We start from the raw sequence: 13,531 nt of genomic DNA on the forward strand, positions 1-13,531 counted from the left end.
TTATTCATATGCTAACGCATCTATTGGATTTAAATTTGCTGCTTTGTTGGCTGGATACATTCCAAAAACCACCCCTATTAAAAGTGAGATGCCAAAAGAAAGTAAAATCCATGGAATTGAATATACCTCTGGGACTATTCCAAGACCTCCTATAACAAAATGTATGGTACAAACACCAATAATCACTCCCATAATTCCACCTAGGCCAGTTACCACCAGAGCTTCAATTAAAAACTGGGTTAATATATTCCTTTTCTTAGCACCAATAGCTTTTCTAACTCCTATTTCTCTTGTCCTCTCAGTTACTGAAACTAGCATAATATTCATTATTCCTATTCCACCTACCACAAGAGATATGCTGGCTATACCTGCAAGCACTACCGTAAGGGTCGATGTAATTGAATTAAGTGTAGATAATACCGCCGCCATATTTGTAACTCTAAAGGCATCAGTGCTTTTATAAATCTTAGTCAAAAATGCAGTTAAAATTACCACAGATTGATCTACAGTATCAGCACTTACTGCCTCCGCCGAAAAATTTTTTATTATTGCAGACTTATTGAGTTTTGTTGCAACACTTATTGGTATGATAACTCTATCATCAGTAGAAGAATCAACTCCATCTGCGGTTTGTGTAAGCACTCCAACAACCTTAAACTGTTGCCCAATTATCTTCATAGTCTTTCCTATAGGACTTGTGCCTTTAAAAATATCATTAGCAACAGCGGTTCCTATAACTACTATCTTTTGATTATAATCAATATCCATTTGAATTAAAAATCTACCCTCTTGTACTGTAGTACTATTAATAGCTGAATAATCAGGGCTTGTACCGAGTATGGTAGTATCACGACTTAAACTTCCTGACTTTACTATACCACTACTTGAAGCTTGTGGGGCAATATTAGAAATTATTGTACTATTTTCACTCTGAAACTTTTTTAACTCATCATAGGTAACATTTCTGTTACTACCTCTACCCGTTATGTTAATATTTATTAAATTTGAACCAAGGCCAGATAGTGAACTTGTTATACTCGCGGTACTTCCTTGCGCAACACCTACCGCAATAATTACTGATCCTACACCAATAATAACTCCAAGCATTGTAAGGAAGGATCTAACCTTATTAGAGACTATACTCTTTATAGCCATTTTATAAGCTTGAAAAAACTTCACTGTGCCACCTCCATATCCTCAGTAATCTCTCCATCTGAAATTCTTATTATACGTTTTGCCTGGCTGGCAAGATCATTATCATGAGTTATTAAGACTATTGTATTTCCATTAGAATTAAGCTCTTTAAGCATGTTCATTACTTCAATTCCAGTTTTGCTATCTAGGGCTCCAGTAGGCTCGTCAGCAAGGAGTACTGGAGGTTTTGTAACTAAGGCTCTAGCGATAGCTACTCTTTGCTGCTGACCTCCTGATAATTCACTAGGTCTATGATACATCCTATCTTTAAGACCAACCGTAGTTAGTGCCTCAATTGCTCTTTGTTTAGCTTCCCTATTGTGCACACCTTGGTAAATTAGTGGAAGCTCAACATTTTCTATTGCTGATAATTTTTGAAGCAAATTGAATTTTTGAAATATAAATCCTATTTTAAAATTTCTTATTTCTGCTAATCTATCGTCCTTTAACCTACTTACTTCTTGTCCATCTAACTTATAACTACCAGAAGTAGGAACATCTAAGCAGCCAAGCATATTCATAAGTGTAGATTTACCTGAGCCGGATGGACCAACTATGGCAACAAATTCATGTAAATTTATATGCAAGTCTATGCCATTTAATGCAGCTACTTTATTTTGACCCATTGTATAAATCTTGTACAAATTAGTTATTTTAATCATTAGAATCCACCTCCAGGTGCTCTAGAACCACCACCCATTCCACTTGATTTAGTAGTTGTAGATGCTGCCTTAGTTTGTGGTAAAACAATGACATCCCCTTCTTTTAAACCGCTAGTAATTTCAATTGAGGTATCATTATTTGATCCAACTTTGACCTGAGTTTGCATGCAGCCATCATAATAACCTTGATTTCCACTTGCAGTACTGCCTGTTTTCGCCGAAGTCCTAGCAATTTTATTTACGGAGACTTGTCCAGTGTTCACTGTAGAATTTCTTTTACTATTCCCTTTACCCGTACCAGTTGTAGCAGTTCCTGTCTGCCCCGTTTGTCCACCCATTGAACCATTTTCGCCTGCTAAAGATCCAGAACCAGCTTTACTAACGTAGACAAAGCTTTTTCCATCAGTTTTAGTTATAGCTTCTATAGGTATATTCAAAACATCTTCTTTATTAGATACTACTATTTCACCATTTGCGTTCATTCCGCCCTTAAGCTTATCTAAATTATCATTAATTTTAACCGTTACTACAAAAGTTGTTACTCCACTTTCTGACGTTCCAGTTACTGCAATTTTTGCTACCACTCCTTTAACTGGAGTTTCTGTAGTTGCTGGTAATGCATCTACGGTGATACTTGTTTCCTGTCCAACTTTAAGTTTTGCTATATCCAGTTCATCTACAGGTATATCAAACTCCATTTGAGTTGGCTCTGAAACATCTGAAAGTTCGTCTCCAGCCTTTATAGTATCGCCCACTTTATTAGTCATTTTTGTTATTACTCCATCGATAGGAGCTATTATTTTATAATAATCAAGTTGTTTCGTTTTTAAGGCCATCTCTGACTGAGCACTTTCCAGTTGTAAGTCTGAACTTTCTTTAGCTCTTATAATCTCATCACTACTCATTTTTATAAGTGCTTGACCTGAACTAACCTTTTGATTTTCTTTAATTGAAATACTTTGAACTGTTCCACCTGTTGAAGTAGTAACTAGCTGTTTTTTTATATAATTAAGTTCTGCGGTGCCAGTACTTGATATTACCCCACCAGTAGCTGCAATATCTGCACTTGCACTCATTCCCTCAATTATAGCTCCTGGATTATTAATTTGAATTTCCACAGTATATAACTTTCCACCTGCACTAGTTGCAGTTGTCTGATTACTTATATAGGTTACAGTTCCGCTTACAGACTGCATAAGTGAGGTTAATTGTACCACAGCAGTTTGTCCTTTTGCAATTTTACCAGCAGATGATGCATTATAGGTTAACAATACCTTAAGCTTTGTAGTATCTGCTATGGTAAAAACTGTACCTCCCTTTGCAACTGTATCTCCCTGTTTTACTAGAATATCGCTAACAAGGCCTGTAAAAGGTGCTGTAATTGATAGATCCTTTACTGCATCATTACTTGTACCCGCTGAAATTTGATTTTGCTTAAAACTATTTGAGTCTGAGTTCAGCGAAGTCTGTGCATCAGTATCGTCGAGTTCATATATTATATCCCCAGCTTTTACACTATCTCCTTCCTTATAATTAACCTTTGTAACTGTAGCACCAATTTTAGAATAAATCACACTAGAATTTGTAAAATATATAGGACCTGAACCTGATACTACAACCTTTAGGTTTCCTTTTTCTGCAATAGCGGTATTTTGCTTTATTGCGTCCTTTTTTGCAAAGAATTTATTCTGTATAAAACTACTTTTGAACCCTGCAACCAAAGCAACCACAACAACTACAGCAATAATCGCCTTTTTAACATTTGATTTTGTAAGCAGCTGCTTAAACTTAACCTCTTTAAACTTTTCCTTTAAATTTGATTTCAATACTTTTCACCTTCCATTCGTGTTCATTATAGTTATATATTTATTAATTTATGTGGTGCTTTTGCATCCTATAAATCAATGCTGATCTTGTAATACCAAGGAGCTCCGTAAATTTAAAAGATCCACTATATCTTCTTTTCTATCCCTGAGAGATGGAATTTCAATGGGCACAACATTTAATTTGTAATAAAAATCCTCTCTAAACGTTCCACTTAAAATAGCCTCTGTTAAATTTTTATTTGTGGATGCTATAACTCTCACATCAATTTTTAAATCCCCCCTACTTCTACTAGAAGCCCGTTGAATTTCCTTATCTTCAAGTACTCTTAAAAACTTAACCTGCATATTGGGGCTCATTTCTCCTACATCATCAAGAAATATTGTGCCTCTACTTGCCAGTTCCAATTTACCAAGCACTCTTTCATCGTTACTGCCAAAAGCACCCTTTTCATGGCCAAAAACCTCATCTTCGGCTAACTTTTCTGTTAACGTCCCACAATTAAATATTATAAAAGGTTCCATTGACCTTTCACTTAATTGATGTATTTTTCTTGCCATTAGTTCCTTTCCAGTTCCATTTTCTCCTGTGATGATCACTGTGGCCGTAGTTTGTGCTATTGGGCTAATAACAATTTATGTTTTTAAAAATATACTCATTAATTAACACATTTGCTTAATAATGCTAATTATACGATAAAAAAATGTATGAAAGCAAACAATATTTGTCTGTTTTCATACATTTTATATGATTATTTATGCTCTTGCTACTTTCCCACTATGGCATCTTTCGTTTTTGCTCTTTTTCGACATGTATTGGTGTAAGAAATTTTCTAAAGTTCAAAAATTTCTTTCAAATTTATTTTAAGTTCTTTGAATATAGCTGATTCAAATTCTTCACCATTTTTATAAACTCCAAATTGTTCATAGAAACCCTTATCATTAATCTTATATAATGATACTGTCTTAATTTTAGGATTTACTATCCAATATTCATTTACTCCAAAGTGTTGGTATAAATTCATCTTTGTGACTAAATCATGAGACTCATTTGACGGACTTAATATTTCTACAATTAAGGTAGGAACACCGGTATAGTTTCCATCGTTGAGACCTGTTTTATCACAAATGATACTTATATCTGGAATAACCTTTTTAGGATATTCTTCTTTTTCATTTTTTAATATAATATCGAATGGAGCGACAAAAGGCTTACATGATTTATTCTTAAAGAAAATATTAAATTCAGTAGCTATGTTAAGTGCTACTATTTGATGTGTTTTGGATGGTGATTCTTGATTATATACTATTCCATCAATATATTCTAATAATTCATCAGTATTCTTATCTATATTTACAAATTCATCATAGGTTATATATTTCATTTCTGGCAACATCAAAATCATTCCTCTCTCTTTAATCTAAACCAACCCTAATAATAGTATTATATCAAATTTAATGAATATTTACACCATTTTAAAAGATTTAAATAGCTCCAGGCTAACTTTATAGCTGTTCGCAGCAGGGCAACCTTACAATAAACTTAGACCCCTCACCTATTTTGCTACTGACTTCAATATTTCCTCAATGTGATTCAATTATTCATTTCTATGTAATCTACCCTATCAGTTTTTGTTGCTATAACTGCTTTTAAACTTTCATCAATGCCACTTTCAATATCAGCATAATTTATTTCTTGAGTTTTTCTATGAGGTCTATTATCCACCATCTTTCCATAGGTATAACGTTTTTTATTAGAGGATACATATATACCTATTCTTGTATCACGTACTGTCCTTGAAAGAGGTTCAAGACTTGAAGAAATAAGACTCTCTGCATTACCTATATTATTAAAATTTGAGATCTGTTTTTTATCAATAGTCTCATCTACATATTCTAAGAGATTTCTCGATTTATCTTTCTGCATTGCCCTAACGGCTTGACTCATATTTGATGGAACTGCTATATTCCATATCAAAGCTGCTACCGGTACACTTAATGCCAAACATAATACTAAAATTATTTGGAATCTAAGCCCTTTATTTAAAATCCATTTCAGCATAAATACCTCCACAAGACCCCCGGATGGCAACGGTCTTCCGTTCTCTCCCGGGGGTCAGCTAACCATTATTCCATTTCAAAAGTAACAGTCCAAGTTGTTAAATCCCATGGCTGTTCACTAAGAAGTTCTTTTTCTATTTGAACTTCACATATTACTATTTTATAAGGACTTATCGTTTTGTTTATGTCAATAAGACCGGCTGTTAGAACTTTATTCTTAGCATCTTTTAATTTAAAAGGGAACTTATCTACAGCCATTTCACTCTTATTTCCATTATACATTAATAGCATTACTTTTAAATCACCGCTATTAGTTGTTTCAACACTAAACGGAAACATCCTTGAGAATCCTTTAATTTCAACAATTTCCTTTTCAGAAAATTCTAATATTCTACCAAGCTCCAATTCAGTTAAATCCTCTGGAATTTGCTGGAACCTACCCTTTATCAATTTCTCAATAAGAATTTCTCTAGGATTCTTTACTGAAGCTTCTTTTAATTTTTCATCTATACTATTGTCTTCAGCGATATTTAGTATTTTACCATCTGGACAAATCTTATAAATAAAACTATTAGTTAAATCTCTCTTAGATAGATCCTCAGTAGTAATAGTGACTAAGCCATTTAATTTATCCTTTACAACAATAGTGTCAGTTCCAATCTTTTGTTTATTAATATTACTCATATTGTACTTTCCTCTCTCGAATAACAGTTTTAAGTTTAAAATAACCTTCTATTCAAATTTATTATATCATAAACCCCCAATTTATTGTTATATTTTAAACCATATATATTTCATGTTCATCTGATTCCTCAATTGCAAAAGAGCCCTTCGCCATAAAGGCGAAAGACTCTTTTGTTAGAATTTGAGGTTAACTCTCTCAAATAATTATTTGATAACTGTCAAACCAACTTTTTGGATATTGTCAGCAGCATCTTTAAGATTTGCAGTTGTAGCTGTTACAGTAGTTAATTTAGTTACTACTGAAGAATCAGCTACAGTTAACACAAGTTTACCAGCAGCATTTACTGTTGAAGCAGTAAATGCAATTGGAGCACCACTCGCATCAAATAAGTTTATTTCATCCATAGCAACATTCTTGCCAACAAGTGCTTGAAGTGCTTCTGAATAAGTTACAGTAATAGTATCAAGTGTTGTTGCAACAAAAGATTGTGCTACAGGAGCAGTGTTATCTTTAATATCCAATAATGCAATATATGCGTTGCTTACTTTGTTATCCAAAGTTTGAACTCCTGTTACACGGAAAATAGCTTTTGCCTCATTAGCCTTAACAAAATCAGCTGGAAGAGTAATATCTACTCCAGTTTGATATTTAGCATCACCAATACTTTTGTTAAAAGCAATTACAGTATTAGCTGGAAGTACTGTACCGTTAATTTGATAAGAAGCTGGATTAAGAGCAGAACCAGTACCTGTTGCCTTAACTTTTGCTCCAAAATCAACTGTAATAACATTGCTATCTATCTTTGCATCAGCAATAGTAAATGCAGTTACAACTGGTTTAGCCGCATCAGTTACATCAACAGTAAATGCATACTGCGCTGATTTATTTTCTGTAAGAGATTTATCGGAAACAAACCCCTCTGCAAAATCAAAACCATATTTATCAACAGCAATAGCATTAACAAATGTAAATGTAACTTTCAGTCCGTCTTCAGAAAGAGTAGGAGTTTTAGCTAAACTATTAAATGCTAAAATTTCTCCCTTAGAGTTTACTACTGAAACTTTTGAAATATCTTTTAATTGTACTGCTTTATTATAAGTTACTACAAATCCAGTAACTTTATCAGATACTACAGTATTTTCAACTTTTGCTACATTTGGTGCAACAGCATCTTTTGTAACAACAGCAGTCTTAGTAATGGCAGCAACATTTGTGTTACCAAGACTATCTTTAAGAGCCTTTTCAGCTACAGTCAATGTAACTATATCAGTGTTACCATTTTTAAATAAATAATTTTTATTTAAAGTAACTACATATTCTTTATTATTATCAGGGTTTACAACTGCTGATGAAACAACATTTGTAGTATATGATCCAACTTTACCTGTAACAACAAGAGGAGAAGCAAGAGCCTCGTCTACAGTTACCTTAAGTGTATTTTCGCCAGTAGCTACTACACTAGTAATTGATGGTGCATTGTTATCAACAGTTAACTTAAGTGTAGCTGTTTGAATATCTTTTAAGTTTGAAGTTACGTCCGTAGCATTAACAACTGTTACATCATATGCTTTAGTTGCATCAAGATCTACAGCAATTGTTGCTACATTTCCAGCTTTAGTTGGAACATAATTAACACCATTGATTTTAACGTTATCTATTGTATTAATATCCTCATTAAAAGTCATTGTAATCAACTTTATATTCTCTGTTGTAGCTTTTACAGTAGCAGTAACTGAAGAAAGAACAGGAGCTGCTATGTCGTTAACAGTTATAGCTTTGTTGATAGGCTCAAGATATTGTCCATCTATTCCTTTTACTGTTTCAAAAGGAACAGCAACTGTATAGTTTCCTTTGAAGTAATTAGATGCTGTAAGTGTAAGTGTTTTTCCGTCTGTACTCAATTTTTGAGTAATTGTTCCAGCATTAACTGCGCCAGTTCCAGCACTAACCTTAATTACATCTTTGCTAGCATTCATTAGAGTTTTAGTATCAACTGCATTATTAAAAGCAATTTCTATAGTTTTAGCATTAATAGCATTAACAGACTGAACAGCTAAATTTGCTTCATTTACAGTTAATGTAGCTGTTACACTTACATTACCAGTATTTACTATTCCATCAACCATTGTTAATGTACCAGTGAATGTATATGTTCCACCTACTTTTGTACTTGCTACCTTGTCCCAAGTTATAGCTAAATCTTTAGTTGTTTTATCAGATAGTGTTGCTTTTACTGTTGTTGGTAATACATAAGCATCACCTACAGTTTTTGTCTCAGTAATATCAGCTACTGAAGTAACTGCTGATGCTTGTAGCTTCAATGCTTCAATAGCATCTGCTGCTGCCAATGTAACTGTTCCACCAAGTCTAACTACTTTACTGTCACTTGCTATGTTATCTGATACAACAGCTGCTAATTTTGTATTGATTTTATCTCCTTCAACCAAAACTACAGGATTGTTTCCTTTAGCTGCAAGAACGGAACCTGCAAGTGCATCTACCAAGTTAGCAGGTGTACCTTTTGCAATATAAACATTGCTATAGTCTTGTTTGAATTTAGCTAGTATTGCTGCATTTGTTTCATATCTATCTGCTCCTGATAATCTTTGCGCATTTGTTTTAGTAACAACTGCTGCATTTAGAACTCCTATTCCTCCAACTGCATAAACATTTTTACCTGCTATGTAACTTGTTTGTTCTGCTGATAACGCGCTATTATTAACAAGTAATATTGGCATTCCTTTTCTAGCTGCTATTGATGAAACTGAAAGAGCATCTGCATAAGATATACCATTTGCAATAACTACCTCTGCTGGATTTGTTCCGAATGCTACCTTTGCTACTGCAAGTGAAGTTGCAAATCTATCTTTTCCTTCTATACGTTGTATAGTTAAGCCAGCCTCAGCGAGTTTATCTGCTACAGCTTTTGAAACAGCTCCAACTCCTCCAACGATGTAAACATTTTTAACTCCTAAAGTCTTAAGTTCTGTCATAACTCCTTCTGGAATTTCATTTGTTTTTGTTAATAAGATAGGTGCTTGTCCCTTTGCATATGCTAGAGGTGCTGCTGCAAGAGCATCTGCCATAACCTCTCCTGTAGTGATAACTGCATTTTCTGAAGATGTCCAACCAGCCTCTACGATCTTTATGGCAGTTTGGTATCTGTCTTTTCCTGATAATTGTGTAGCTGTAGCAGCTGAAGCCACCCTTGGGATTGTTACCAATGTAGCAAGCATTGCTACTGATAGTGATATTGCTAATGAATTTTTTGTTTTCTTAAACATAATTATTATTTCCCCCTCGTATTTTTACAGTGCAATAATACACTTGTATTCGTAATTTATTTAATTTTCACCGATTACACATAGAAATAAATGCAACTTAATGAAAAATCAAGCATGTTAATTGTATATTTTGGACCTTGGCATCACCGCCTTTAATTCTATTCTTTAGTTATATCTTCTATATTTATATAGCCGTCTTTAAATAATTGGCATTTTTATATCAAATTTCTACATTTTTCATGTATAATTCTATTATATACCAATATTTTTTTAAAATTACAACTATTTTTCCAATACAACCAAATAATATTTTCAATGCGTGCTATATAATGATAAAGCTTGTCTCATTTATTTCAATGAAAAAAACACATTAGTATCTTGTGTTGTCTTAAAGCTTTTTTGGATTTTCATCCTACACTATGCTAATACTACAGAATATTCCCGAAAATACATTTATATATAATTAACAATCTAATTGTATTATACTTTATATATGTCGAATTACAAGAGGGAAATCGAACCATTTATCTAGGAAAATTATGTATTATTCAAAATTACCCTCATCAAACTAAATATATATCAGAATTCTTTTAATACGACCCCGATTATTGTCGTAATTGTGTTAAACACCAAACTGCTAATAATTTTTAGTTTATATGAAAAATCAATATTTTTCTTAACTCCACTATCAATATTTTACTGAACTTAATTAATAAAATGTTGTACAGAAGTTATTTAATCCTAAATACATTTTGATTATTTACTAATATATGCCCGGTTTTATTTCGACATATTTTGCAGTAAAATATATATTTATTTATTTTTATACCCTAAGCAACTAAAAAAATCACCCTAAGGGGACATCCCTAAGAGTGATTTAGTAAACTTTAGTGTCTATATCTAAACACTATTTTTTAAATAATGTATTTATAGTAGCATCACTTACTGCTCCTTGTAGTCCAAATATATAAACATCATTAACTTGTGCAAGTTTTCCACTTATATAATTGGTGGTTATATCTTTTAAATTATTGTCATCTACAAGAACTATAGCGGTAGAATTCATTGCTGCTATTGCTGAGCCTGAAAGAGCATCAGGGAAATCTTTTCCTGTAGCTACGCAAATACTTTTAAAATTTATATCGCTCTCAAATCTCTTTATTATATTAATGTTTCTTTCGTACTGGTTGCTACCAACTATTCTTTCTATAGTAGGAAACTTATTTGCTACATAATTACTTATTAAGTCAGTATCACCTAATATATATGTCTTTGTAAAAGACTTATTGCTTATAAATGTATTTGTAGAAGCGGGTAATACATCTTTACTTACTAGTATTATTGGAATTCCTTTTTTAGCTGCAATAGAGGATGCTGATAGAGCATCTGCATATTGCATACCATTAGTTACCATGATTTCTCCTGATATCCCGCCTAGCTTTTCAGCTATTTTAATGGAGGTTTCAAACCTATCAGCCCCACCAAGTCTTTCTGTAGCTATACCCATTGCATTAAGTTGATTTTCAATACTTTTAGATACCACTCCAGTACCACCTGTTATAAAAATATGAGCCACACTTAATCTTTTAAGCTCAGTTATTACAGTTTGTGGTATTGAATTTTTATCTGTTAAAAGAATTGGTGCATTATATTTTTTTGCAAGTGGCGCTGCACTTAAAGCATCCGGATAATCATTACCTGTAGCAAGTACCGCATAACCTGAAATTGTTTTCCAGCCTGACTGAGATATAGCAGTTGCAGTTTGGTATCTATCCACTCCACCAAGCCTTACTAGGTTTATACTACTTGTAGCAGTAACAACAACTGTACAGCTTGCAGTTTTATATGAATCTACACTTGTAGCTGTAATAATTGCAGTTCCTACACTTAAAGGGATTACCACCCCGTTAACTACTTTTGCAATAGCATCATTAGAAGTAGACCAAGTTATTGCCTGGTTTGTAGCAGTAGTTGGGTTTATAGTCGCAATTAAGGTATCTGTTGCTCCAAGTTTTAAATTATCCGAGGTTTTATTTAAACTCATTGAAGTTACAGTTACAGTTCCTGTACCATTAACAACAACCATACAACTTGCGGTCTTATTTCCATCTACGCTAGTAGCTGTAATAATTGCACTTCCTGCACTTACAGGGATTACCACCCCGCTAACTACTTTTACAATAGCAGCATTAGAAGTAGTCCAATTTATAGCTTGGTTTGTAGCAGTAATTGGGTTTATAGTTGCAATTAATGTATCTGTTGATCCAAGATTTAAATTGTCAGAGGTTTTATTCAAGCTTACTGAGGTTACTGTTGAGCCTACTGATCCTGCACTATTGACAACAATACTACAGACGGCTGTCTTACTCCCATCAGCAGTAGTTGCCGTAATTTTAGCAGAACCCTCACTCACTGCAATTACTATACCATCAATTACTTGTACAATACTTGTATTTGAGGAAGCCCAGATTACTGCTTGATTGGATGAAGTTTGCGGATATACAGATGCAGTTAAAACATCTGAGGCTCCAACTATTAAATAATCTGAGATTTTATTTAAATTTATTGATATTACTGGGCTAGTAACCTTAACAGCGCAGCTTACAGCATTGCTAGCATTAGCCGAAGTTGCAGTAACTACTGCAGTTCCAGCTCCAACCCCAATTATTAATCCATTATTGACTTGTACTATGGCAGTATTTGAAGAGGACCAAGTTATAGTTTGACTTGTCCCAGTACTCGGATTTGCAGTGGCTATTAAAGTGTCATTGCCAAAAATAGTTAATGTCACTTGGTTTTTGTTTAAACTTAAAGAGGTAACTGATTGATTAACAACAACCATACAAGATGCGCTCTTATATCCATCAACTGTAGTTGCTGTAATTAATGCAGTTCCAGGACTTATAGCCATAACTACCCCATTAAATACCTTTACTATATCAGGATTAGATGACATCCAGGTAACAGATTGATTCGTTGCAGCTGCTGGATTTACAGTTGCAATTAGTGTATCTACTCCATTAATTGCTAAAACATCTGTCGTTTTATTTAAACTTATTGATGTTACATTAACAACGGTATCTGCAAATACCTGTACATTCATAGCTTGTAATAAAAAAACCATCATAAAACAGATAATAATAATTGAACGTCTTTTTTTCATAATAATTTCCCCCCCAATAATAATTAATTCCATTAATATCTATATTAACACAAAGTATCCCATTGTAAAGCTAATTTAGTCCTGGTTTATTAACAATTTATTTAATAAAATGTACCTTTGAAACAGTAGGGCATAATATTTTATACCAGTCTTGTTCTTTTGCGATATGTTGTGTCTAAAGAGAAAAACTTGACATTTTATCGAATTATGACTAAAATTTTAATGAGGTGATTTTTTGAAAAAATTCTTATACATTCCAATGGTACTAGGTATATCGATATTATTTGTTGCTTGTGGATCAAAAGCTACTGCTAATAATACTACTACAGCACCTATTAAGATAACTTATACCGAAAAAACGAAATATCTTCCATCATATAATGGAGTGCAACCAACCCTGTACACTGCTGCAAGTAAGAAAGTAGCGCTTGCTACTTCGAAATATACTATAAAAAGCACTACAGATACAAAGGTGTTTCAAGATTATGAAAACATTTTAAAAAAAGATGGATGGACTATTACAGACTCAAAAAAATACAATAGCATTTTCGCAAAAAAAGATAAACATCTAGCAAATATTGTAATTCAAAAAAACGGCAAGGATGTTATACTACAGATTATGTCAAAATAGTATCACCTCCGGGGGGCATTTCACCCTC

Annotated in this window: 10 protein-coding genes; 1 reads left to right on the forward strand and 9 read right to left on the reverse strand. The window is 33.3% G+C overall.

The features are described from left to right. From ACREVU_RS12985 to ACREVU_RS13025, 9 genes are all read right to left on the reverse strand, one after another. Window positions 1-1,179 carry an ABC transporter permease gene (locus ACREVU_RS12985; protein ID WP_431552024.1) on the reverse strand — a complete coding sequence of 393 codons (1,179 nt, stop codon included), beginning with the start codon at window positions 1,177-1,179 and terminating at the stop codon, window positions 1-3. Then, window positions 1,176-1,856 carry an ABC transporter ATP-binding protein gene (locus tag ACREVU_RS12990; protein ID WP_431552025.1) on the reverse strand — a complete coding sequence of 227 codons (681 nt, stop codon included), beginning with the start codon at window positions 1,854-1,856 and terminating at the stop codon, window positions 1,176-1,178. Before ACREVU_RS12990 ends, ACREVU_RS12985 begins: the two co-directional genes overlap by 4 nt. After that, entirely contained in the window at window positions 1,856-3,682 is a 1,827-nt protein-coding gene (locus tag ACREVU_RS12995) for an efflux RND transporter periplasmic adaptor subunit (protein WP_431552026.1), read from the reverse strand. Before ACREVU_RS12995 ends, ACREVU_RS12990 begins: the two co-directional genes overlap by 1 nt. A 75-nt stretch (window positions 3,683-3,757) precedes the next feature. Further along, window positions 3,758-4,315 (reverse strand): sigma 54-interacting transcriptional regulator, encoded by a 558-nt coding sequence (locus tag ACREVU_RS13000; protein ID WP_431552061.1) that lies wholly within the window; start codon window positions 4,313-4,315, stop codon window positions 3,758-3,760. 197 nt (window positions 4,316-4,512) lie between these two features. Then, window positions 4,513-5,076: a Uma2 family endonuclease gene (locus tag ACREVU_RS13005; protein WP_431552062.1), complete on the reverse strand. Its 564-nt coding sequence runs from the start codon at window positions 5,074-5,076 to the stop codon at window positions 4,513-4,515. Between the two features lie 197 nt (window positions 5,077-5,273). Continuing rightward, the gene (locus tag ACREVU_RS13010) at window positions 5,274-5,741 is read right to left on the reverse strand and encodes a hypothetical protein (RefSeq protein WP_431552027.1); all 468 of its coding nucleotides are present in this window, start codon (window positions 5,739-5,741) and stop codon (window positions 5,274-5,276) included. 65 nt (window positions 5,742-5,806) lie between these two features. Then, window positions 5,807-6,424, reverse strand: coding sequence for an SLAP domain-containing protein (locus ACREVU_RS13015; protein ID WP_431552028.1), 618 nt, complete (start codon window positions 6,422-6,424; stop codon window positions 5,807-5,809). Window positions 6,425-6,628: 204 nt separating this feature from the next. Then, entirely contained in the window at window positions 6,629-9,709 is a 3,081-nt protein-coding gene (locus tag ACREVU_RS13020; RefSeq protein WP_431552029.1) for a cell wall-binding repeat-containing protein, read from the reverse strand. 907 nt (window positions 9,710-10,616) lie between these two features. After that, a complete protein-coding gene (locus tag ACREVU_RS13025) occupies window positions 10,617-12,872 on the reverse strand; it encodes a cell wall-binding repeat-containing protein (RefSeq protein ID WP_431552030.1) in 2,256 nt (751 codons plus the stop codon). Window positions 12,873-13,107: 235 nt separating this feature from the next. Here ACREVU_RS13025 and ACREVU_RS13030 point away from each other — a divergent pair, with 235 nt between their 5' ends. After that, entirely contained in the window at window positions 13,108-13,503 is a 396-nt protein-coding gene (locus ACREVU_RS13030) for a hypothetical protein (RefSeq protein ID WP_431552031.1), read from the forward strand. Window positions 13,504-13,531: the final 28 nt, after the last annotated feature.

Origin of the sequence: Clostridium sp. (assembly GCF_050717535.1) — a bacterium.
Taxonomy (GTDB): Bacteria; Bacillota; Clostridia; order Clostridiales; family Clostridiaceae; genus Clostridium_AD.